General features: G+C 60.0%; 18 protein-coding genes. 2 read left to right on the plus strand and 16 right to left on the minus strand.

Features of this window, described 5'->3' with window-relative positions; all coding sequences use genetic code 11:
• Positions 1-86: 86 nt before the first annotated feature.
• From J8C06_RS10005 to trxB, 4 genes are read right to left on the minus strand one after another with little or no spacing between them, the layout of a single operon-like run.
• A complete protein-coding gene (locus tag J8C06_RS10005) occupies positions 87-1058 on the minus strand; it encodes a hypothetical protein (RefSeq protein ID WP_211428556.1) in 972 nt (323 codons plus the stop codon).
• 41 nt (positions 1059-1099) lie between these two features.
• Positions 1100-1705, minus strand: coding sequence for a 2,3-bisphosphoglycerate-dependent phosphoglycerate mutase (locus tag J8C06_RS10010; RefSeq protein ID WP_211428557.1), 606 nt, complete (start codon positions 1703-1705; stop codon positions 1100-1102).
• A gap of 44 nt (positions 1706-1749) precedes the next feature.
• Positions 1750-2526 carry an enoyl-CoA hydratase/isomerase family protein gene (locus tag J8C06_RS10015; protein WP_211428558.1) on the minus strand — a complete coding sequence of 259 codons (777 nt, stop codon included), beginning with the start codon at positions 2524-2526 and terminating at the stop codon, positions 1750-1752.
• A gap of 59 nt (positions 2527-2585) precedes the next feature.
• Positions 2586-3545, minus strand: coding sequence for a thioredoxin-disulfide reductase (gene trxB / locus J8C06_RS10020; protein WP_211428559.1), 960 nt, complete (start codon positions 3543-3545; stop codon positions 2586-2588).
• A 269-nt stretch (positions 3546-3814) separates the two neighbouring features.
• Here trxB and J8C06_RS10025 point away from each other — a divergent pair, with 269 nt between their 5' ends.
• On the plus strand, positions 3815-4423 hold the full coding sequence (locus J8C06_RS10025; RefSeq protein ID WP_211428560.1) for a 3D domain-containing protein: 609 nt from the start codon (positions 3815-3817) through the stop codon (positions 4421-4423).
• A gap of 99 nt (positions 4424-4522) precedes the next feature.
• A complete protein-coding gene (locus J8C06_RS10030; RefSeq protein ID WP_246602029.1) occupies positions 4523-5800 on the plus strand; it encodes an exo-beta-N-acetylmuramidase NamZ family protein in 1278 nt (425 codons plus the stop codon).
• A gap of 3 nt (positions 5801-5803) precedes the next feature.
• On the opposite strand, the gene J8C06_RS10035 is transcribed toward J8C06_RS10030, so the two are convergent.
• From J8C06_RS10035 to J8C06_RS10090, 12 genes are all read right to left on the minus strand, one after another.
• Complete coding sequence (locus J8C06_RS10035; RefSeq protein ID WP_211428561.1) at positions 5804-6505, minus strand: hypothetical protein; 702 nt, start codon at positions 6503-6505, stop codon at positions 5804-5806.
• Positions 6506-6509: 4 nt separating this feature from the next.
• Positions 6510-9974 (minus strand): rod shape-determining protein, encoded by a 3465-nt coding sequence (locus J8C06_RS10040; RefSeq protein WP_211428562.1) that lies wholly within the window; start codon positions 9972-9974, stop codon positions 6510-6512.
• A 34-nt stretch (positions 9975-10008) separates the two neighbouring features.
• Positions 10009-11709, minus strand: a complete 1701-nt coding sequence (locus J8C06_RS10045; protein WP_211428563.1) for a hypothetical protein — start codon at positions 11707-11709, stop codon at positions 10009-10011.
• Positions 11710-11751: 42 nt separating this feature from the next.
• A complete protein-coding gene (locus tag J8C06_RS10050) occupies positions 11752-12213 on the minus strand; it encodes a hypothetical protein (RefSeq protein WP_211428564.1) in 462 nt (153 codons plus the stop codon).
• 29 nt (positions 12214-12242) lie between these two features.
• A complete protein-coding gene (locus J8C06_RS10055; protein WP_211428565.1) occupies positions 12243-13640 on the minus strand; it encodes a hypothetical protein in 1398 nt (465 codons plus the stop codon).
• A gap of 158 nt (positions 13641-13798) precedes the next feature.
• Positions 13799-14896, minus strand: coding sequence for a lipoyl(octanoyl) transferase LipB (gene lipB / locus J8C06_RS10060; protein WP_211428566.1), 1098 nt, complete (start codon positions 14894-14896; stop codon positions 13799-13801).
• A 6-nt stretch (positions 14897-14902) separates the two neighbouring features.
• On the minus strand, positions 14903-16111 hold the full coding sequence (gene nhaA, locus J8C06_RS10065) for a Na+/H+ antiporter NhaA (RefSeq protein ID WP_211428567.1): 1209 nt from the start codon (positions 16109-16111) through the stop codon (positions 14903-14905).
• Positions 16112-16189: 78 nt separating this feature from the next.
• Entirely contained in the window at positions 16190-17770 is a 1581-nt protein-coding gene (locus J8C06_RS10070) for an NADH-quinone oxidoreductase subunit N (protein ID WP_211428568.1), read from the minus strand.
• A 42-nt stretch (positions 17771-17812) separates the two neighbouring features.
• Positions 17813-19618 carry a complex I subunit 4 family protein gene (locus J8C06_RS10075; RefSeq protein WP_211428569.1) on the minus strand — a complete coding sequence of 602 codons (1806 nt, stop codon included), beginning with the start codon at positions 19616-19618 and terminating at the stop codon, positions 17813-17815.
• Between the two features lie 42 nt (positions 19619-19660).
• On the minus strand, positions 19661-22006 hold the full coding sequence (nuoL, locus tag J8C06_RS10080) for an NADH-quinone oxidoreductase subunit L (protein ID WP_211428570.1): 2346 nt from the start codon (positions 22004-22006) through the stop codon (positions 19661-19663).
• Between the two features lie 8 nt (positions 22007-22014).
• Positions 22015-22422: an NADH-quinone oxidoreductase subunit NuoK gene (gene nuoK / locus J8C06_RS10085; protein ID WP_343216856.1), complete on the minus strand. Its 408-nt coding sequence runs from the start codon at positions 22420-22422 to the stop codon at positions 22015-22017.
• A gap of 21 nt (positions 22423-22443) precedes the next feature.
• Entirely contained in the window at positions 22444-23028 is a 585-nt protein-coding gene (locus J8C06_RS10090) for an NADH-quinone oxidoreductase subunit J (RefSeq protein WP_211428571.1), read from the minus strand.
• Positions 23029-23060: the final 32 nt, after the last annotated feature.

Genomic DNA, 23060 nt, shown 5'->3' on the forward strand with positions numbered 1-23060 from the left:
GTTCACTCCATCATCCGCGCGGTGGCGCGTTCCGCTAAATCTACCGGAGATGGTCGCCAAACGCACCCTGTGTGTGGCAGTTCGGTTCAGGACTCTGGCTCGAGGTAAAGCAGACTCAGCCGTGGAATGCCATGATACTGACGGAGCAGCCGTGCCACATAGTTGGCTTGCGCTTGGGCATAGACTGCCGCCGACATCCCCTTGCGGTGTGGCTTCAGTGCTGTAGCAGCGGCTTGGATGGCTTCGGATAGCACCGCTGGCGGAGCATCGGCGTGGAGCGCCGCCAACAAGCGATCTTCCAAATCGGATAATGCCAGTTCAAGTGTATCCAGCCGAAGCACCGCTTCCGACCGCACTTGCTCGATCATCGCCTGAAGCTGCGCCAAAGCCACTGAAAGCGCATCCAAAAGTTGGTGGCGTGGCGCGTCAGTCTGCGCCTGCTCTACCAAGTTTTGACGAACAGTGAACAGGCTGGCTACGGCTGACTCGAGAAAAGCGATAACGGTTGCCGGCGAGGGACTGTTGGCTTCGGGGGTCGGCGGGGTCGCCGGATGCGCGCCAGCCTGAGCGGCGCGATAGGCCTGGAAAGCTTCTTCAACCGCCGGTTGGCAGTAACTCAGCGACCGGATGGGACGCAGACGACCTTTGGGCTGACGGGCGGCGGCGCGTGCCGCGAAGGTTTGCTCGATGCCGCGCAGGACGACCGGCAGCGGAATGCCTTCTTTCCGCCAACACTCAACCAGCGCCCAATCCGCCGGGGACAGATGGTAGGCCCGTCGGCGCCGCGCGGCAAAGGCGGCTTCGATTTCACTGAAGTAGCTATGGTAGTTGAACTGCTTTTCCGGCGGCGCGGTCGGATCAGGCGATAGCTCCTGGTCTGGCGCCGGCAACAGGGTCACTTGATCCGGCTCTGGAAGCGGCAACGCCACGTCGTCGCTTCGCAACGGCGCCACCGGGGGAAACAGGAAGGGGCTTAGAACGTGGCGACCTAGTCTGAGAAGGAGACGGTCTGGGGTCTGAAAGGCACAGAAATGAAATGTTTTGGGATCATCACCCATAGCCAAGACTCACGTTGCGCGCCTGCTCGTCGGCAACCTAGCTACAGATAACGCCGGGCGACAACATTGGTATTGGCGTCGAGTTCATAATAGAGCGGCGCGCCAGTTGGGATATTGAGTTCCAGCACTTCCTGGGGCGACAGTTGGTCGAGATGCATGACCAGCGCCCGCAGGCTGTTGCCATGCGCAACGATCAGGATGTTTTTTCCGGCTTTGAGCAACGGCAGAATGTGCGCCTCGTAGTAGGGCAAGACCCGCGCCGCCGTATCAGCTAGGCTTTCACCGTTCGGCGGCCGCACGTCGTAGCTGCGCCGCCAGATTTTCACCTGCTCGTCGCCATACTGCTGAGCCGTTTCGGCTTTGTTGAGACCCTGCAAGTCTCCGTAGTGCCGTTCATTCAGCGCCTGGTCACGGCTGGTTGGCAGGTCAGCGAAGCCCCCGGCGGCGCAAGCCAGCTCGGCAGTTTTGATCGCCCGCTGCAAAACCGAGGTAAAGAGGTGGTCGAACGTCAAACCGGCAAGCTTCGCGCCGGCGGCGCGGGCTTCTTCTTCGCCTTTGGGCGAGAGTGGAACATCCACCCAGCCGGTGAACCGATTTTCGAGATTCCACTGGGATTCCCCGTGGCGAAGCAGCACGAGATGGGGCATGACAGAGCCTCAGAGAGCCGTTCGCGGTGCGGTTACCACAACCGTCAGCGTCCGACAAAGTTGGGTTTGCGTTTTTCCAGGAAGGCACGGACGCCTTCTTCCTTGTCCTCACTGGCGAAACAGAGCGCAAATAAGTCCACTTCACGGCGCAGCCCCTCGTCAAGGCCGGCCCGAGCGGCCGTCTTGACGGCTTCCTTTGCCATGCGGAGTGCGACCGGGCTTTTTTCGGCAATCTTGGCCGCCAACGCCATGGTCTGCTCCCGCAATGCATCGGCCGGGAACACATGGTTGACCAATCCGAGCGCCTGGGCTTCCGAAGCGGTGACCATCTCACCAGTCAGGATGAGTTCCATCGCCTTGCCCTCGCCAACCAGCCGCGTGAGTCGCTGCGTGCCGCCGCCGCCGGGGATGACGCCTAGGTTGATTTCAGGCTGGCCCAGCTTGGCGGTGTCACTCGCCACCCGGATGTCGCAGGACAATGCCAATTCCAGCCCCCCGCCCAGGCAGAAGCCATTGATCATGGCAATGACTGGCTTGGGAAAGGCTTCCATGGCGTCGAATGCACGCCGCTGCGTCATGACCTCGCGCTGCGTCAGAGCGGTCTGGCCGGCGAACTCGCTAATATCCGCACCGGCGATGAAGGCTTTGTCCCCGGCGCCGGTGACAACCAGCACGCGCACATCCGGGTCAGACTGTAACGCGTCGAGGGCCGCGAGAATTTCGTTGCGGGTGGCGATGTTGAGTGCGTTGAGCTTGGTTGGTCGGTTGATTGTGAGAACCGCGATGCGGTTGTGTTGTTCGACGAGTAAGTTTTCGTACATAGCGATTCAAGCCGGCCGCAGGTTTCTGGGTTGCGGCCCAGTCAGTTTCGGCTGCCGGGTCAGTGTGTGGCGTGCGCTTGTTCTTCCAGCCAGCGTTCGGCGTCAATGGCGGCCATGCAGCCCGTTCCGGCCGCCGTCACCGCCTGCCGATAGGTGAAATCCTGAACGTCCCCGGCAGCAAAAACACCCGGTACGCTCGTGTAGGTCGAGCCGGGCTTCGTCACGATGTAACCCTGTGGATTGAGGTCGAGTTGTCCGACGAACAAGGATGTGTTTGGCTGGTGTCCGATGGCGACGAAAAGTCCGTCGCACTTATAATCCATCACTTCGTCCGTGGTCAGGCTCCGTAGGCGGAGGCCGGTCACGCCGGTTTCCCGCGCCCCCAGCACCTCTTCGACCACAGTATCCCACAGAAAGGTGATCTTGGGGTTGGCGAACGCACGCGCCTGCATGATTTTCGAGGCGCGCAGCTCCCGCCGCCGGTGAATGAGCGTTACCTTCGTGGCGTACTTGGTCAAAAACGTCGCTTCTTCGATGGCCGTATCGCCACCACCGACAACGGTGACTTCACGATCCTTGAAGAAAAAGCCATCGCAGGTCGCGCAGGCCGAGACGCCATACCCCTTGAGATGCTCTTCCGAAGGCAACCCCAGCCACTTGGCTGACGCACCCGATGAAACGATGACCGCATCGGCGGTGTATTCGTCTTCCCGTGACCAAACGCGAAAGGGACGGGTTTTGAAGTCCACGGCTGTCACGTTGCGCGTGACGATCTCGGTCTCAAAGCGTGCGGCCTGGGCGCGCATGTTAGCCATCAATTCCGGCCCGAGAATGCCATGCTCAAAACCTGGGTAGTTGTCCACGTCGGTGGTAATCATCAGTTGCCCGCCGGGGATATTTTCTGGTCCCTCGCCTTCAAAGAGCAATGGTTTGAGATTCGCACGCGCCGCGTAAATCGCCGCGGTGAAACCTGCTGGACCCGCACCAATGATAATCACTCGCCGATGGTTGTTTGCCACTGGGGAACGCCTCCAAGGTGACCTGCGGTTATTGCGCCGCAGCTACATTGCTCGGGCATCTTATGTCCGCCCTGCTCCAAGCTGCAAGCTTCGATGCCATGATTGGGCATGATTGGGTATGACCTGATTGGCATTGCCTTCCAGCTTTGCCACTGCCCAGGGAATTTGACAACTCATGATAGAGTCTCAGGCTGATTCATGGTCGGCGGGGTAATGGTTTCCCCAAAACTGTTGCGCCACGACCGATTTTCCATCGAGGAGGACATGGCATGAGCTTATGTGCCATTGGGACTTCAGTGAGTCGGGGGCTACAGCGTGCATTTCCATTCAAGCCCTTATTTACTTTTGTTCTGGTCTTGCTGACGATGGTTGGCAACTTTGCCGCCCGCGCCCAGCAGGGACGCCCGACCACCGACACGACCCAGACGCCAAAGCCGGCTGAAGCAACAACGTCAACCCCATCCACCCCTTCCCCATCTAGCTCCGCCCCATCGGTCGAGCTGACGCTCGACTTTCCGGCCACGCCGCCGGCACTGGGATTGTTTTCACTTCGTAACGCGGAGCCGTCTCCCACCGCCATTCCATTCGTGGCAACGGCTTACAGTCTCAAAGGACGAACGGCATCGGGTGAATACGTTCGCCCTGGTATCGTGGCCGCCGACCCACGGGTATTGCCGCTGGGTTCAGTCGTCAAGGTTCACGCCGGCCAGTATTCAGGCGTGTATCACGTCAAGGACACTGGCGGCCGGATTCGCGGACGCCACATTGACATCTACATGCCGTCAACCCGTGAGGCCATTCGCTTCGGACGGCGCACCGTCCGGGTGGAAGTCATTCGGGCGGCCCGGCCACAGCGCTCCAAGTTTGGTCTGCGCTGATACGCGCTGGCCTCACTCATCCAGCCTTGCAAGAACTCCGCTTACAAGAACGCTTGCAAGCAACCTTCGCCGCGCGGATGGCTACCATCCGCGCGTTTTTTGCTTGACCGATGGCGTGGACTGGCAGCTAACCTCACGGTGACTTCGCCGCTACCCGGCGACGGTCTCCATGCCAACCCACCCCCGATGATCCACATGCAAACCGGACTCGACCGTTTTTTCACTGACTACCTTGACCTCGTGCGCAACCGGCGCGTTGGTCTGATCTGTAGCCCGGCTTCAGTGGATGTCGTCTATCGCCATGCGGCCGACCTTTTCGCGGCCTGTCCAGCCTTTCGCCTGACGGCGTTGTTTGGGCCGCAGCACGGCATCCGCGGGGAAACCCAGGACAACATGATCGAGTGGGAAGGCTGGGCGCGTGATGCGCGGCTCGGTGTTCCGGTTTACAGTCTGTATGGGAAAACCCGCCAGCCGACGCCGGCGATGCTTGCGGACGTGGACGTGCTGGTCTTTGACGTGCCGGATGTCGGCACACGTGTCTACACCTTCATCTGGACGATGGCGCTGGCGATGCAGGCCGCCAAGGCGCAGGGTATTCCCTTCATTGTCCTCGACCGGCCCAATCCCATTGGCGGCCTCGACATCGAAGGGGCGGTGCTCGAACGCGACTGGGCATCGTTTGTCGGGATGTACCCACTCCCGATGCGCCATGCGATGACGGTCGGTGAGCTGGCGCGCATGTTCAACGAAACCGAAGCCATCGGCTGCGAGCTACACGTCGTGCCCCTCGCGGGCTGGTCGCGTCCCCAGTGGTTTGACACGACGTGGCTTCCGTGGGTGATGCCATCGCCCAACATGCCCACGCTCGACACGGCGACTGTCTATCCGGGCATGGTGCTGCTGGAGGGCACGGTTCTGTCTGAAGGTCGCGGCACAACCCGTCCCTTTGAAATTTTCGGCGCGCCGTTCATTGACCCCTACGACTTGGCGGCTGCCCTCGAACCCCTTCAGTTGCCGGGTGTCCACCTTCGCCCGATGTGGTTTCAGCCGACGTTCAACAAGTTCACCGGTCAGTTGTGCGGTGGATTGCAACTGCACGTGCAGAATCGGGCGACGTTTCGCTCGTACCGCACGGCCGTTGAAATTCTCAAGGCTATTCGGCGGCTCTATCCACGCGAACCGCTGTGGAGCCAACCACCATACGAATACGTCTTTGACAAAGTGCCCTTCGATGTCATTGCCGGACAGCCGCGGCTGCGGGCGGCCATCGAAGCCGATGCCGACTGGGCCGACATTGCCCAGGCCGATGAACCGGCGCTCACCGATTTTTGCCGGCGGCGCGCGGACTACCTGCTCTATGAGCCACGCTCGGCATAGCCCCTACTCGACGCGCAAGCGTCCACGGGACAGGAGGTTTCCCTGAGCGTCAAGCCGCGCTGGGAAAATGACAACCACATAGCCACTCCCCGGCTGGTCGCAGTCGTAGGCAAAACTGTAGTTTTGCTGAAAGTCCCCGGCATAGATGACCTCCTGCCCTGGAAAGACCAGGCGTTCTCCGCGTTCATCCAACGCCAGAAACAAGCCGCTTGGATTCAGGGAAAAATGCCTGGTCAGCGCATCAATGTGCCCGCGGCGCAGGCGGCCCTGGTAACGGTTAATGATGTCGGAAACGCGCTGATTCTCAAATGGATGGGGTGGCGGAACGGGCGTCTGTGGCGTTGGTGGCGCAGACGGGGCAGACGACAGTGCCAGCAGCGCCTGAGGTGGTGTCTCTGGCGGCGTCAGCAGTACCGAAAGCTGGCTTTTGAGGTAGTCCACTTCTTGTTGCAGCGCGGAAAGTTGGGCTTCTGATGTCACCCGGCCCTGGTCAGCCGGACGCCTGTTGTCCGCTTGGCGGTGCGTTGTCAGCTCCGTTATTTGTCTGTCCCACTGGAAAGCTTTTGTCTCCTGTTCCTCAACTTTCACTTGCAGGGGACGAAGGATGGCAAAATACAGAACTGCCAGGCCGATGAGGCTTAAGGTGGCAAGCATCACAGCGATTAGTGCCAGTAGCTCCATTGGCATTTCCTCTACGCGCTCCATCTCATTATTCGTATGTCATCGTTGACCGGCGCGACTCCGGTGCATCCACGACCGGCGGCTGGTCGTCGTACAAGCCGGCCTTGCGCGCCATGTCCTCAATCAGCGGATAAGGCTGGTCAGGCAGACTCGTGACCAGCTTGAGGTCGGCGTCGGCGTAGAGAACGCCTGTCAGAAAAACGGCCAATGGCGTCAATGCCGGGTAGTGCCGTCCACCGGTCAAGTACCCATTGATCGTCGCCCACTTCTTCTGTGGGATGAGATCCGTCGCGCCGCGTGACGTAAACAACGTGAGCAGTGTATCGAGCGGCTGCACCGTACCTGGCAGCCGGACGGTGACTTGCCGAATGTCGGTATCTGGCTCCATCGCAAAGCGGCGCTTGAGGTCGTTTTCACTCCAGCGGTCATACCACCGTATGGCTTCCGGACCATGCTCCATCGCCCCATCGCTCACCACGACCTGGGGCAGATTGACCCCGGCAAAGGGGGCAGTGCGGCGTCCAGCGGCCGGGGATGCCGCCACAGCCAAGGCGCCAATCGGCACGTTGGTCTTGGCGCGGCTGATGTCACCCTCGTTGAGAAGCGTGACATCGTGAATATGCAGGTGCTCCAGGCAGTCCTTGGCTTCCGGTGCCAGGTTGTTTTCACTGGCGCGCGCCTTGAGACGGTTCAGCAGCGCCTCGGCTTCCGTCAGCAGCGCATTGCCCGACCGCTCAAAATCAGCAAACAGCAACAAACCCCAGGCGTTGCCACCCAACACCAAATGGATGCCATGGGGTAACTGTGACTGATTGAGCTGGCGCTCGATGGCCGCGGCAGCCGCCTGGACAATGCCATAGGCCAGCAGGTGGCGGAAGAAGAACTGCGCGCAAAAACGCTGGTAGGCATCCTTGTAGCTTTGGCTTTCCGGAAGCGTGGTGTCGCGGTAGCGTTTCAGAATGGCATGTTCACGTTGTATGAAAACATCGCCTTTGAGTTCGTTCACGCGCAACAGGTAAAACGTTGGCAGGCTGAGGTTTTGCTCCCGAATGCCCGGCATGTCAGCGATGTCCAGGTCCGTTGGCGCGGCATCATCCGGGGCCAGCAACAAGCCCAGGTGACGGCGAAACACACTCGCCTTGCGGAGCTTGACGCGCGGCGACAGGTTTTGCTCGGCCGTACGGAAAAACTGCCGCCCCGCCAGCCGCAGGCTGTCGAGGACGAGCAGTTCCGTCCCACGCCGAACGGCAATATCGGCCGTGCCCCCGCCCACGTCAATAAACAGGTCAAGGCGCTCCGAACTCGGCGGCAGGTTTGCCCCGGCCGCAGCGGCGGCGCTTTCGTCCACCGTAGCCCGATAGTGCGCGGCCAGCTCAGCGTCTCGCCTGCCATGGCAAAGCTGCTGAATCACGCCAATGTTTTGTTGGTTCTGGGCATGAAACAAATCCCGGTCAGTTTTGTTCATGGCCAGTGGAAACGTGAAGGTGTAGTCGGTTACTCGCGCCCGGCGGTTGAAAAACAGCTCGGCGTGCGCAAACAGCAGCAGCAGCCGCAAGAACAATGCCCGATATGCCGAGGTGCGCGACTGATCCCATTTGAGGCTGTCGTGGAGGTCCCAGGCATTGGTGCCGCTCCCGGCCGCCAGCATGCGGTTGAGGCCATCGGAATAAAGGTTTGGAATGGCAGCCGCGAACAGATGCTCGACGGCCAGCGTCTCCGGCGTCACCTGGTTCAGACCAGCGGCGCGGCGGGTCAACAGGGTGGTTGAAAAATACCCTTTCGCCCCGCCCCAGTTGAACGGCGCGAAACCAAGGCGATTGGCGCCATCGCCGTTCCACAGGCGCAATGGGGAAAGTGAAAAACGCAGCGTATCCGTCACCCCGCCGGCCGCAAAGGCCACCGAGGTATTGCTCGTGCCAAAATCTACTGCGAGGTGAGCATCCACTGGAGTCCGCGCGCTTGCCTCTGGAAGCCTGGCCAGCAACACGACGCCGCGCTCCACATCGCGTTCCGGCGTGGGCCACCACCAGCTCAGCGCCCGTGGACGATTGCCCGGCGCGTCTCCCGCAAGCGATGCGTGGGGCGTCAGCAGGGACACATATTCCTCTTGCGCGGTGCCGAGTTCATACAGGTCGCCCAGCCGTCCGGTTTCATCCACCAATCGCCAGCGCCCGGAGCGGTCCCGGATGCCCAGGCCATGCGCCGCATAGAAGCGCCACTGGGGGTCAACCTTGGGTGGCCACAGCGACAAAGAAGCCACCGCCAAGTCGCGCGCCTCGAAATAGGTTGCCGTCCACGGCACATCGCGCCCACACAATTTGAGCGTCCACGTCACGCTGTGCCCGTCATAACCGGCCTGGGCCTGCCAACCGGTGGTGTCTTCCGCCAGGAGTTCAGGGAAAAAGGACAGAAGCCGACTGGTGACAGGCGCGAGGCAAATCGCCACTTTCGTGGCGTCGGTCAACCCCTGCACCCTGTGGACCGGATGGATGAGCGCCAGACGTTGATCGTCGCGTGGGTAGTCCACCCGCCCGACGTAATCGCTTATGAACAATGCCGCCAGATCAACGACTTCATCGTTTGGGCCAAGCGCCAGGGTTTCAAGCCGGCCGCGGACTTCAACGCCAATGGCATTCGGGCCGAGCGCGCGGAAGCCCACTGGCGACGGTCGCCCTGGACCGAGCGCGGCCGTCATCCAGGGCGGCGGCGCGGGAAACTTGTCCACCAGAAAGTAGGTCTGTCCGCCGCGCGCGTTTGGTTTGCGGAGTGGATACGCTTCTAAAAGCTCCACCGGTTGGGGCAGTGGGCGAACCAGTGGCCAGCTCGCCGGTGCCGGGGACAGGCGCGGGGACTGGTCGAGTCCATAGGGGGCGGATCCAAAAGCAGTGTCGCACAGCGCGTCCAGCCGCTTCCCAAAACTCAAGGGCAAGACGTCACGCGCCAGGCAGCGCAGGTGACGGTGGCACTTTTCCTGTTCGAAGCGGTCTGTCAGGAGTTGGTCGCGGGTCTGCGACCAGGAAAGGCGCGAGCCATCGAGGTAGGGGCGCAGGTATGTGTCCTGCGGCCAACGCGAGCGCGCCCGCGCCGGGAAAAAGACCACATCTGGATAGACGCCGCCCAGGGTCGTCGTTCCAACGCTGAGGATTTGGATGTCTTGAAACTGTCCCGCCTGCGGGTGCGTCGTTTCCAGCGCCGGAAGAAGCGCCGGCGGATACTCCCGCGCCAGCGTTGCCGGGGAAAGCGGCTCGGTCAGGTAAGCCGCTCCCATCGCATGCAGGACGAACAGGGTCAGCCACTCCTGGAGGGCGATTTCCTCACCCTGCTCGATGGCTTGGCGAAAACGATAGGCCGCCGCCCAAACCGTGGGCAGGGTTTCAAAAAAGCGTGGGTCGGGCGTTGGCGGTGTAACCCGATGGGGGTCCACCGGGAAAAATGTTCGGGGTCGAAACCCACCGATTTCGCCCAGCATCCCCTGATTGATGAGCAGCGCCATGGGCGATCTCCTTGCAGTTGACGCTCAAACGCGACTAAAGCGCGGTACTTGCCTTGTCAAAGACGTTTTGCCAGACCAGCCGGGCGTAGTCACCACGCTTGAACTCCGGCCGGGGAGTCCAGCCATAGAAATCAAACGAGGTGAGTTCAACGGCAACCTGTCCGAAGCGTAGCGCTTCCTGCGGCTTGTTGTCGGCAGACAACCCCAGGAAGCGAGTGCGCCGCTTCATGCGCTCGATGACCCCGGTTTCCGCGCCGGGCGCGATCAACTTGTCAAGCCCGGCCCGAATTTCGGCGTCCCAGCCAAGGGTTCGGTCTGGCGAAGTCATATCCACCATGATGTCGCGGATGAGCGCGAGCATGGTGTCGTAGGCCAGGTGGTCCCGCTTCTGACGCCCTGGGTCGAGCTGGTAAAGCTGCCGTAACCCGCCCGGATCATCGCTCCAACCGCGTGCGTCTGAACGCCAGTCAATTTGGTATTTCAACAGGTGAATCATGACCGCCGTGGCCAGAAAGACCTTCTCGGCATCCACCGGCTGCCCAGCAACCGAATAGATTGGCACATCGGAAAGGCGCAGCAGGTTTGGCGCCAGCGCCGCGTCACCGGCCGAGAGACCATAGGCGCTGCCATCTCCCACGCGGTTGCCACTGAAGTAGTTGAGCGCGGTCACGGCCGCCACGACTTCAGTGGCATTGAGTGGGTTGCGCTGCGTTTGCCCGCCATTGCTCCACCGCTGCAAGGCATCGGGCTGGGGCTTCCCGATGAGGTAGAGATCGTCAAAGGTCGGCGCGAGAATATCCCGGTAATAGACCAAACTATGCCGGGCGCGCAGCGGCAAGTCGGTTGGGTCGGCGTAAAAACCGGTCAGGATTTGTCGGGCCAGCGCAATTCGCTCCTCATCGTTGAGGACGGCAAAGGCCTCATGACCGGCGAACTGCTGCGCCATGCGGCGCGCTTCCTGCTCAACGTGGCGCGGGTCCATCTGCCGGTCTTCGGGCAACGGGCCGAAGGGCGGCGGCGGCGGCAGGAAGTAAGGCATCAGTAGGCAACCGCCGATGGTCCAATTGAGGTTGCCACGCTGCCGTTCGCGGGCAAGAAATTGTCCGATGACCGGGAGCGCGCAGGCCCCTGTGCCGCCATAGACGCTCCCGCAGATGAAAAAGCGAACCTGGCTTTGCTTGAGCGTGTTGAAGTCAATCTGGCTCCCGGCCGGCGTGTTGCGGTCGGTCAGCGACGCCGCGAACGCCGCCATGACCGGCGAACCAATAAATGGTTTCTGGTAAAAGCCCCGGTTGATTTTGACGTCGAGGTCTTTGTCCTCGTAGAAAGCCTGTAGCACGGGGGTGCCGTCCCGCTTGCCCGGCGACTGGGCCAACAGCTCGCGTAGCGTCGAGATGGGCCGGTCAAAGCCGGGCAGGGCCAGTGGGTCAAAGTCGCGTACTTGGGTGTTGACGGCCATCGCCCACGGACTGGCCGCCAGTGGTGTGATGCCCGGTTCGCCGTCTCCGTCCTGCATCAAGTGCTGAAGATGACGATAGCGGCGGAGCGTTTCGTGCAGGACATCGAGCGCGCCAGAACTCCGGTCGGGATCAATGCGCCAGATTTCGAGTTCGTCCCCGGCGCTGGAGAGCAGCCCCTGATGCATACCGGTCGGAAATCCCATGGCCAACAACCGGACAAGGGCATCCGCCACCCGTGTTCCATTGCCGCCGGTCACGATGATGATGTTTTTCATTGAACCCGGTGCGCTCCTTTCAATCGGTTGCCAGAGACGGCTTCACCATCGCTTTGGATACAGGTCGCGCCGCCACGGACTCACGACATGAACGAGCAGCATGAAGAGCGCGTACCACAAAATTCCAAACACCATGCCGACCATCAGCCCGTAGCCGCCGATGACCGCCGCATTGCGCAGAATGAATTTCCAGCCAATGAAACACAGCAGCACCAGCGGAATAAAGCCCAGACAAATGAAGCCCACCGTTTCCCCAAGCGACCAGTTGCGGGCCTGCGGATTGGGCGCGCTTTGCTTGCGGAGAAACTTCACCCCCAACATGCCGAGTGCGCACAAGACTCCCACGGCGACGAGGTAGAGAAACCACTTGTCGCCGACCGTCTGCCACTCGCTATCGCTGGTGTCGGTGACGAAATACTGGATGAGTTCTTCCGGCAGCGCGAAAGCGAAGCGCTGCCCACCCAATCCAACTGAACGAACTGCCAACATCGCTGGTAAAACCATACACTGCTCACGCCAAACCGGCGCGGCCCCTATTTTGGGCCGATTGCCAAGTACAGGGTTGCTACCGTTTGCCGCCCGATCGGCGAACGCTCCCAAGGCCCTTGCCAAGTAGCCAGCAAGTTGTAGGTGCGATTAGCCTGTTCAAGCGTGCGGTCATCACGTGTATTCCACCGTTCAAGCCAGTCTGGCAAGCGTTTTTTGGGGGCGAGTCGCCCCGTCAGCCGAAAAATACGCCAGGCTGGAGACTTGGCCTGGCTTTCCCAACCTGGCTGTCCGGTGATCAGGATACTGCCATCCGCAGCCGTGACCTGTATATCGTCCAAACGCGGGTAGCCGTCTTCGGGGTTCTCGGTTGTTGGATACACCGGCGTTACCTGCCATTCCGTCATCTCGGCCAGTTGATCGGCAGGAGCCGCGCTCAACGCAGCTTCTGACCACGCCGGACGAACCATCACCGCCAGCCGTCGGTTGTTTTCCATGCCAATCTGAATGTTGAACGCGGGCGGCGCGTCCGGCTGCTTGTGCTTGACCTGGGCAATGCGCGGGCCAAGTCCGCTGGCGGATGGATCGCCTTTGACCTCAACCTGTGGTGGACCAGCAACAAAACAGGATGAAAGCGGCAGTTCGTGAATTTCGGGGCGACTCTCCAGTTTGCGCAGTTCACGGCGCAAACGGGCGACATTGTTATCGTGCTGACTGGCATCACTAGAGAAGACCACTAGGTAAAACGGCCGCCACGTTTGCTGATCGTCTTCGGTTTTGTAGAGCGTGGCGTGCGTGCGTTCGACTTCAGAGTACACCTTACCGTCAAACTGGCTGCGGATACCAAACAGGGTCGCTTGCCAAGGTGGCTTGCCGTCTGCGCCGTCAAGCAGTTTGAGACTTTCATCCCGAAAGGCGGCCGCAAGCGTTGTCCCGGTGGATTGCACGCCATCGGTGACGAGCACATGCATGCGCGGCGGCGGGCCGGTGCGCTTACCTTCGAGGTTAGCGGCGAAGCTTCGCACGGCGGCGGCCAGATCGGTCTCCGGCAGGCTGTAAAACTCCTCTTTGTCCGGCAGCGGATTGAGCGCCTCCCAGGGTTTGGGGGCATCCACGCTCCCGCCGACTTTGCGGAACTGAATTTTCATAGCCGGCTCGCACAGTGGCCCGACTTCCGTCAGCAACCGGAGGGTTTCCCGGTAAGCGCTGGCTCCACGCCGATTCAAATAGCCACGCATGCTGGCGCTGCCGTCCAGATACACAATCAGGTCATCAGTCGCCGGAGCAACAGCGGCAGGCTGGCAACGTGGCTGATCAAAGTCAGCGAGTTCTTTTTTCTCGACGAGTTCGCCCCACCGCGGGGGCGGCGTCGTGCAGCCACCCAGGGCGGACAGGAGACAGACCACGCCAAGGATCCACCAGCGGGAGCGGCTAGGTTGTGGCACAGGGTGACGTTTCCAGCCTTGGTTCATGAGCGTTGCTTGACCGGCGACGGCAGCACGCCATCGGGATTGGGACAGACCTTGTCGGTGATGGACTTTCCAGGCAAGTGAGAAATACACAGCTTAGAAGCGAGTTGCAAGCCACGAACCATCTGATGTACTCACAGGTCGGTTTGGTGAACTTGGCGGAGCGCCGCTCGGTGTCCGTCCCAACCCAATCGCGCTAAGGCGGCCTCACAGGGCAGCCACGCGCATGCGTCGTGTTCGGTCGCTTGTAACCGAACCGCAACATCGTCCGCAATCCGCGCCACAAATGCATGCTCTCGATTGAAGACTGGTCCCTGTGCCGCCGGGGGATACCATTCGGTTGTCATCAGCGAGGTTCGCACAAGCCCAAGCTCGCGCGGCAGGATGTCATAACCTGTTTCTTCGTAGGCCTCACGGCGGGCCGCCTGCGCCGGGGATTCACCCGGCTCAACCCGACCGGTTATGGGCTGCCAGAAACCGCCCCGCGCCGCCGTCCGGCGCAGCACAAGGTATTCCACCTGCCCCGCCCGCTCACGTACCAGCCAGACCTGCACGGAAGCCTGGGTAACTTGACGTTCAACCACGTCCCGCTCAAAGACCTGTCCCAGGTGGTGACTGACGCGCGCGCCAACCTCGTCAAGCGAGGGCGACGCCCCGGTTTCGTGGGCAAGGGATGTCACGGCCTTGTCGGCAATACCACACGGAACGATGAAGTTGAAGTCATCGAGGCGCGTTGTCACGTTGAGCGCAAACCCATGCGAAGTAATCCAGCGCGACACACGGACGCCGAGCGCGGCAATCTTGCGCTCACCGGCCACCCAAACGCCGGTCAGACCCGACACGCGCCCGGCACTAATCCCATACTCGGCCAGGGCGCGAATCAGTGCTTCCTCTAGGTCACGCATGTAGCGCCGGATGTCACGCCGGTCTGGATTGAGGTCGAGAATCGGATAGCCGACCAGTTGACCCCAGCCATGATAGGTCACATCGCCGCCGCGTCCGGTTTCATAAACGGCCATGCCCTGGCTTTCGAGCACGGCCGCGGGCGCAACGACGTGCTGCGCTTTGGCGGCCCGCCCCAGGGTAATCACCGGTGGGTGCTCAAGCAGTAGTAGCGTGTCGGGAATCACACCCTGGCGACGCTGCGCGACGAGTTGCTCCTGCATCGTCAGCCCAGCGGCGTAGTCCACCACGCCCAGCGACCAGACTTCCAACCAGCGCGGCGCTGACATCACAGCCTACGGGGATGTGGTTGCGTAATCCATCGTTTCAAGGTCACGGTCGGCCACGTCTGGCTGACCAAAGAACTTCAGCCATAGAAAGCCAATCACGCCTGCCGTGAGCGATGCCAGCAGAATCGTCATCTTGGATGCGCTCACAATCAAAACATCTTCTGGAAAGGCAAGATTCGTGATGAAGATTGACATTGTAAAACCTATGCCACCCAGCATCCCGGCACCCAGCAGATGCTTCCAGTTCAGATCGAGCGGCATCTGACAGACCCGCAACAGCAAGGCTGCGGCGCTGGCCAGGAAAATCCCAACCGGCTTGCCAATGAGCAACCCGGTGAAAATCCCAATGCCATTGGCGCTGGAAATTAGCGAAAGGACATCCGGTTGAATGATGACACCGGTATTGGCCAGAGCGAAAATCGGCATGATGCCAAACGATACGGGATACTGAAGCCAGCCTTCGAGACGGTGCGAAGGCGAGTGCTCATCTTCGCTTTTACCGGTGAAAGGAATGGTGAACGCCAGCAAGACGCCGGCAATCGTGGCATGGACGCCCGACTTGAGCATGCAGGACCACATCACAAGACCACCCAGCAGATAGGGCCAGAGTACCATGACCCGCCAGCGATTGAGCATCAGTAAGATGGCCATCACGACCAGGGCCGCCCCAAGATAACTCCACGCCAGCGCTCCAGAGTAAAACAATGCGATGAGGATGATCGCACCCAAGTCATCAATGACCGCCAGCGCAGCTAGAAAGACCTTCAGCGAAGCCGGCACCCGGTCGCCCAAGAGCGCCAAGACCCCCAGCGCAAAGGCAATGTCCGTCGCCATGGGAATACCGATGCCGGGCTGGGTCGGCGTGCCGTTGTTGAGCAGGAAATGAATCCCGGCCGGCACCACGATGCCCCCCAGAGCGGCAATGATCGGCAGCAGAGCATGCCGAATGTTCGATAGTTCCCCAACGTATAGCTCACGCTTGAGTTCCAGTCCGATGAGCAGAAAAAAAATCGCCATCAACCCATCGTTGACCCAGACTTCCACCGGGAGGCCAGCCACGTTGGCATGCCAAGCATGCAGATAGGCTTTGCCAAACGGCGAGTTGGTAATGAGGAGCGAAAGCGCGGTACAAGCCAGCAGCAGGATGCCACTGGCTTGACCGGATGAGAGAAACCGCTTGAAGGTCGGCGACAGCCGAATCTCGATGATGGGCATCGGGCGTACTCCGTTGGAATGCCGTGGCATTCCCGAAATCGTTTCCGGGTATCATACAGACGCCAAGCGGTGGCTACGTCAGCGGAAGGCAATACCGGAACTCTGAGCGTAAATGGTCGTGATGCTTTGGGCGACGATGTTCGCCACGTTGATCAGCGGCTGCGGATACACACCAAAAAACAGAACCGCTACTGCGGAAAGGGTCATGGCGACTCGCACGCCAAGTGATAGCAACAGGGGCGTGGCATCGGCTGCATTATCGCTGGGCGGGTTCAGGAACATCGCCCGCAAGAACCGCGCGTAGTAGTAAAACGCAACTACGGCGTTGAGAACTGCGATCACGGCCACATACACCAACCAGGGTTTCCCGCTGTCAATCAACGACCCAAACAACAGGTATTTGCCGACAAAGCCGGCCGTCGTCGGGATGCCGGCCAAGCCCAGAATGAAGATCAGCATCAAAACCGCCACACTCGGCGCTTTGACAAACAGCCCATTCAGATCATCGAGCTTTTCCCCAATGACCCCCTGCCGGTGCAGGGCAATGATGACGGCAAAAACGCCCGTGTTCATCAACGTATAGGTCATGATGTGGAAAGCGACCCCTTGGTAGCCCATCGTCGTACCTGACACCAGTCCCAGGAGAATATAGCCGGCATGGGCAATGCTTGAATAAGCCAGCAGACGCTTGACACTGTCTTGCGTGACAGCGGCCAGGTTGCCGACGGTCATGGTCAGCACGGCGACGATGGCCAGCATATCCGCCCAACCCGGGAGTCCCTCCATTTCGCGCAGTGGGGCCAACGCAAAGAGCAGCATCCGCGCCAACAACACATATGCGCCGGCCTTCGGTCCAACCGACATAAACGCCGTGACGGTCGTCGGCGCGCCTTCGTAAGCATCCGGGGCCCACATGTGGAAGGGGACGGCCGCGATTTTGAACAGCAGCCCGGCGGCCACCAGCACCAACGCCACCAGTAGGAGCAATCGCGGGTCGCCACTTTCCGGCGCACCACCTTGCACGTAGTCGGCAATGGTTTCGGAAATCAGCCCCAAGTTGGTGTGCCCCGTCACGCCATATACCAATGACAACCCGTAGAGAATGAGCGCCGACGAGAAAATCCCGGTCAGAAAATACTTCATGGCCGCTTCGTTTGAGCGACCGTCACGCTTGAAGTAGCCGACCAGCACGTACACGCTCAATGACATCAGCTCAAATGACACGAACAGCGAAATCAGGTCGCCGCTGACCGCCACAAACATCATCCCCAGGGTCGAGAACAGCACAAGCGCGTAGTACTCGCCCCGCTGCTCACGCTCGAACTCCAGGTACTTGATGGAATACAGAATCGAAAAGGCCGCCGCTACGATGAAGACGAAGCGAAACACGACCGACAGCCCATCAATGAAGAGCATCCCATAGAACGCGCTCAGGGGCAGTCGGTCGGCTACCGTCAGGAGCTGCTGCGCCAATGCCAGCGCCACAAATCCCAGACCGGCCAGGCTGAAGTAGGCCGTGATGTGCTTTTTGCCGCGGGGCAGCGACACGTCAAGGACAAGCGCCGCGCAGGCAAACAAGGTCAGGATGATTTCCGGCATGATGAGCGCGGTGTCGCGCAGGGTTGGCAGCGGCGGCAACTCAACAAGCAAAGGCAGCATAATCTGGCTCACGATGACAGGGTTAAGACTCAATCGAACTGTTCAGTGTTCGGTGGTGGGTTGTGCCGGACGCACGGCCGCTTTTTCCTCGCGGGAAGCCGCGTCCCGTGGCGCAAAATAGGTAGGCCGCATCTGGCGGACAACGACTTCGGTCGTGCCGTTGATCAGCGTGACCAGCGGCTTGGGATACACACCAAAAATGATCATGGCGGCCACGAGTGGCGTGAGATAGGCCCACTCGCGGGCGCTCAGGTCGGGTAAGTCGGCATTCTTGGGATTCTTGACTGGCCCCAGAAACACTCGCTCATAGAGCCAGAGCATGTAGGCCGCGCCCAGAATGATGCCGGTTGTACCCCAAAAGGCCCAGACCACGTTGGCCTCAAAGACGCCACGCAGGCCGATGAACTCCCCAACGAAACCATTGAGTAGCGGCAACCCCACGCTGGCCATCGTCGCAATCATGAACATTACCGAAAATGCCGGCATCGAGCTGACAATCCCGCCGTAGTCGGCAATCTGCCGCGTATGCCGCCGCTCATAGAGAATCCCGATCATGATGAAGAGCGCCGCACTGGTTACGCCGTGGCTCAACATCTGAAGCGCTGCCCCGTTGATGCCGTTTGGATTGAAGGCAAAGAGCGAAAGCATGGTCGTTCCCATGTGGGCGACCGACGAATACGCAATCGTCTTTTTCATGTCTTTTTGAGCCAGCGCCACCAGCGAGCCATACACGATGCCGAGAATGGCCAGCGTGCCCATGACCGAGGTGACCCGCGCATCCATGGCGGCATCGGGAAACATCGGGAAGTTGAACCGCACAAAGCCATACGTGCCGATTTTGAGCAAAATACCGGCCAGAATCGCCGAGCCGGCCGTTGGAGCTTCAACGTGCGCATCCGGCAACCAAGTGTGGAACGGCACCATCGGCACTTTGATCGCCAGCGCCAGGGCAAACCCGGCAAAGAGCCACAACTGCAATGTCAGCGGCACGAGTGGCTTGCCCTGTCCGTCGCGCGCGCTACCGATGGCTTGCAGAGCATAGATGTTGAACGTTCCGTATGGAGCTGGTTCGACGTCATACATTCCACCGCCCGCCTGGGCCGCGCGTGCGACGCCGGCCCGCCGCGCCGTTTCGACGCCGTCCAACACCATGCCGCGCATTGGCGCGTTATTGCCCACGACGACTTCAACCGCCGCCTTGACTTCCTGGGGATACTTCGCCGCCGTTTCCGCGGCCGTGAAGTAAAACTTGAACACGGCAACGAGCATGAGCAGCGACCCGACCAACGTGTACACGAAAAACTTGATGGCCGAATACAGCCGGCGCTCCCCGCCCCAGATGCCGATGAGCAAGTACATCGGCACCAGCATGACCTCAAACAGCACGTAAAACAGAAATAGGTCAGCCGCGGCAAACACGCCAATCATGAACGACTGCATGATGAGCAGCAGGGCGTAGTATTCCTTCTGCCGCTTTTCAATGTAGTTCCACGAACAGAGCGCCACGATGGGGCCGAGAAAGGTCGTCAGCATGACGAGCGTCAGGGCGAAGCCATCCACACCGAGCTGGTACTTGGCGCCGATCATTGGAATCCACTCGGCCGTCTCCATGAACTGCAAGCCACGCACGTCGTAGTTCCACATCAGCACGAGTGGTAGTGAAACCAGAAAACACACGGCCATCCAAACCGTGGCAAACTGTTTGATGAGGTCTGTACTGCGTTTGTCCAGAAAGAACACGATCGCTGCCCCGACCAATGGCAGCCAAGTGACCAGGCTCAGGATACCAACCGGCCCGATGTAGAGTTCGGCCGGACTCGATGCGAAAACAACATTACTCGGTAGCATGCCGTATCGTTCCTCGGTAAAGCTTCCCAAACGCCACGCCCGTCAGGGCTGAATGACGCGACTCGTCTGCGGTTGCGACGGCGGTGATGGACGACTTCCCGGCGCAAACAACTCCCTGAAGAGCGGATAGCCCAGGCCGGCAATGAACAAGAAAATGCCCAGTGCCATCACCAGGACATAGTTCTGCATGAGGCCGGTCTGTACCGTGCGGAAGACGACCGAACTGGCGCGCGTCAACCAGGCGAAGAAGTTGACCACCGAATCCACAACGAAATCCACACCCCATGCGCCAAGGTTCACTTTCTTGAACGCGCCAACGAGGTAAACATCAATGAAGTCATCCCAGAACCACTTGCGGACGCTCAGAACGTAGAGTGGACGCAGCGTTTGGGCGAGCTTTTCGGGAAGTTCCGGGCGAATGACGTACAGGAAATAGGCCAGGCCCATCATCGCCAACGCCCAGATGACACTGACAATAGCCAGTAGCCACTCGGTCGGATTGATGGCCGTCACCGGTTTCTCTGGGTACAGCGTGGTATCCATGACCGGGGCCAGCCAGTGATGAACGTAGTTGGGGAAAGCCCCGCCAGTGAGTTCTTCCGACACACCGGCAAAACCAGCCACCAGGGCAAACACCGCCAGCACGACCAGCGGTAGCGTCATGACCAACGGCGATTCGTGCGGGTGGAAGTCCTTCGAGGCTGGCCCCTGACCGTGGTCATCGCCATGGTCATGTCCATCGCCTGCCTTATGGGGCTGAAAGTCCGGGCCCTCCAGAAACCGTTCCTTGCCAAAGAAGGTCAGGCACATCAGGCGTGTCATGTAAAAGGCGGTCACGCCAGCCGTGAGAAAGCCCATGGCGTAGAGTGCCAGGCCTATCTCATGACTGAACACGGGTGTGTGCAGCGCCTTGGCCAGGATTTCGTCCTTACTGAAAAACCCGGCAAAGGGAATGATGCCGCAGATGGCAAACAGCGATACCATCATCGTGGCAAAGGTGATCGGCATGTACTTTCTGAAGTTGCCGTAGTAGGTCATCTCCTGCTGGTGGCCACTGGGTGAGCCACCGTGAATGACGCTCCCAGAACCAAGAAAAAGCTGGGCTTTGAAGAAAGCGTGCGTCACGACGTGAAACACACCAGCGACAAAGGCCCCGACGCCGCAGCCGACAAACATGTAGCCAAGTTGGGAAACCGTTGAGTACGCCAGGGCTTTTTTGATGTCGGTTTGGGTGATGCCAATCGTGGCCGCGACAAACGCCGTGGCAATCCCGATTACGGCTACGGTCAACATGGCCGTTGGCGCACGCTGGAAGAGTGGGTTACACCGCGCCACAAGATAGACCCCGGCCGTGACCATCGTCGCCGCGTGGATGAGTGCCGACACCGGAGTTGGACCGGCCATAGCATCGGGTAACCACGTGTAGAGTGGAATCTGCGCGCTTTTCCCAGCCGCACCCAGGAAGATCAGCAGGGCAATGACCGTCAGCGTGCCGCCTGTGAAGCTCAATGCTGCCAGGCCCAGTGGTTCCTGCGGCAGGGCCTTGACCATCACCATGACATCGGCGTAGTCGAGCGTCCCAAACACCGCAAAGGTTGCCATCATCGCCAGCATCAACCCGAAGTCACCGACGCGGTTCATAACGAAGGCCTTCTTGGCGGCCACCCCGGCTTCGGGTTTCTTCAGGTAGTAGCCGATGAGCAGGTACGACGCCAAGCCGACGCCTTCCCAGCCGACGAAGGTCATCAGGAAGTTTGCGCCCAACACCAGGTTGAGCATCATGAACATGAACAGGTTCAGGTACGCAAAAAACCGATGAAAGCTTGGGTCGCCATGCATGTAACCGATGGCGAACAAGTGAATGAAGAACGCCACAAACGTGACAAACAAAATATAGAGGCCCGAAAGCTGGTCAAGCTGGTAAGCCCACTTGACCGAAAAATCCGCCATCGCCTGGCCGGCGTTTGGGCCCAGGGTTGCCGCCATCGCCCCGCCGGGCATCCACTCAAACAACGTCACGATGTAGGGCGTGGCAACAACTTCGTGTCCCTCATCTTTGGGGTCACCAGCGGCGGTGTGGTCGCCCGCCTCGGTCGCCGACTGGGCCTTGATGGCTTGCTTGGCGCGGAGTGCTTCTTTGTCTTCCGCGCCAGACATCTGGGACATCAATGCAGCTTCACGCTGCTTGGCCGCCTTTTGCACGTTGGCGTCGTGGGCATAATGACTGAACTCATACACAGCAACGGCCGAACACACAAACGAGGCTGCCACCATGGTGCAGGCAATGGCCCCGATAACTTTTTCAGAAAAGCCCAGCCGCTTGGCAAACAAGCCGTTGATGACAAATCCCAGCAGCGGAAAGAAAGGCACCAGTGCAACGAGATACATAAACGGCATCACCACTTGAGGAGATTGATTTCATCTACCGCGATGGTTTCGCGGTTGCGGTAGAGCGCCAGGAGCAGCCCCAGTCCAAGCGCGGCTTCTGCCGCCGCCACAACAATTACGAAAATCGTCATGACGTGGCCGTTATAGGCATACAGACTGCCCTGGGTCTGCCAATAGCGTGCAAAGGCAATGAAGTTCAGATTGGCAGCGCTGAGCATCAACTCGACGGCCATGAAAATGACGATGATGTTGCGCCGAATGAGGACGCCGCCAATGCCAATGCTGAAAATGATGGCGCTCAAGACAAGGAATTTCGAGGTATCAACTTCCTTGAGTCCCTGAATGTAACGCTCCATGAGCGAGGCATCAGCAGACTGTTGAGCTGCCCAGCATAATGCCAAAGCCAATTGTGTCATCACGGTGAAGCTCCTCGGCTGTTAGTCGTAAGTTTCTTCCTGTTTCCGGTCACGTGCGAGCAACACGGCTCCCACAATCGCCATTAGCAAGAGAACCGACGCGATCTCGAACGGCAGCACGGCGCGGGTGTAAAGCGTAATGCCCAGTGTTTCCGTATCGGCCGAAATGACGCCGGCCGGCGCATTTGGATCCGGCCTGGCGTTCTCTATCGCCATCCGGTCCGCCGATGGGCGCGTCTTGAAAAAGCCGCCCTTCTGCTGGGTGTAGGTCACCGCTCCCAATATCGAGAGTCCCACGAGCGCGGCAATGACCACGCCGGCCTTATCTTGCCGATTGAAGGGATTTTCAACCTCGCTGCGCGTGTTGACGAGCATCAACACAAACAAAAACAGCACCAGAATGCCGCCCACATAGACCAGAATCTGCGCCCCGGCGACAAACTCAGCCCGCAGCAAGAGAAAGAGCGCGGCGGTGGCAATCAGGGTTGAAATGAGAAAGAGGGCGCAGTGAACCGGGTTACGCGCCGACACCGTAAACACCGCCGCAAAGAGCGCCGTCAGCGTCAGCATCCAAAAAAAGACCGCTTCCCAACCAACAAGCAGCATACATCTCTCCGTGTAAGGTAGCGCCGCAAAAC

Origin of the sequence: Chloracidobacterium validum (assembly GCF_018304825.1) — a bacterium.
GTDB classification, from domain to species: Bacteria; Acidobacteriota; Blastocatellia; order Chloracidobacteriales; family Chloracidobacteriaceae; genus Chloracidobacterium; species Chloracidobacterium validum.

Excerpts from the sequence above, each read along its gene's own strand:
- J8C06_RS10005 (WP_211428556.1), bottom strand. The coding sequence starts at position 1,058 with ATGGGTGATGATCCCAAAACATTTCATTTCTGTGCCTTTCAGACCCCA.
- J8C06_RS10010 (WP_211428557.1), bottom strand. The coding sequence starts at position 1,705 with ATGCCCCATCTCGTGCTGCTTCGCCACGGGGAATCCCAGTGGAATCTC.
- J8C06_RS10015 (WP_211428558.1), bottom strand. The coding sequence starts at position 2,526 with ATGTACGAAAACTTACTCGTCGAACAACACAACCGCATCGCGGTTCTC.
- J8C06_RS10025 (WP_211428560.1), top strand. The coding sequence starts at position 3,815 with ATGAGCTTATGTGCCATTGGGACTTCAGTGAGTCGGGGGCTACAGCGT.
- J8C06_RS10035 (WP_211428561.1), bottom strand. The coding sequence starts at position 6,505 with ATGGAGCGCGTAGAGGAAATGCCAATGGAGCTACTGGCACTAATCGCT.
- J8C06_RS10040 (WP_211428562.1), bottom strand. The coding sequence starts at position 9,974 with ATGGCGCTGCTCATCAATCAGGGGATGCTGGGCGAAATCGGTGGGTTT.
- J8C06_RS10045 (WP_211428563.1), bottom strand. The coding sequence starts at position 11,709 with ATGAAAAACATCATCATCGTGACCGGCGGCAATGGAACACGGGTGGCG.
- J8C06_RS10050 (WP_211428564.1), bottom strand. The coding sequence starts at position 12,213 with ATGGTTTTACCAGCGATGTTGGCAGTTCGTTCAGTTGGATTGGGTGGG.
- lipB (WP_211428566.1), bottom strand. The coding sequence starts at position 14,896 with ATGTCAGCGCCGCGCTGGTTGGAAGTCTGGTCGCTGGGCGTGGTGGAC.
- nhaA (WP_211428567.1), bottom strand. The coding sequence starts at position 16,111 with ATGCCCATCATCGAGATTCGGCTGTCGCCGACCTTCAAGCGGTTTCTC.
- J8C06_RS10070 (WP_211428568.1), bottom strand. The coding sequence starts at position 17,770 with ATGCTGCCTTTGCTTGTTGAGTTGCCGCCGCTGCCAACCCTGCGCGAC.
- J8C06_RS10075 (WP_211428569.1), bottom strand. The coding sequence starts at position 19,618 with ATGCTACCGAGTAATGTTGTTTTCGCATCGAGTCCGGCCGAACTCTAC.
- nuoL (WP_211428570.1), bottom strand. The coding sequence starts at position 22,006 with ATGTATCTCGTTGCACTGGTGCCTTTCTTTCCGCTGCTGGGATTTGTC.
- nuoK (WP_343216856.1), bottom strand. The coding sequence starts at position 22,422 with ATGACACAATTGGCTTTGGCATTATGCTGGGCAGCTCAACAGTCTGCT.
- J8C06_RS10090 (WP_211428571.1), bottom strand. The coding sequence starts at position 23,028 with ATGCTGCTTGTTGGTTGGGAAGCGGTCTTTTTTTGGATGCTGACGCTG.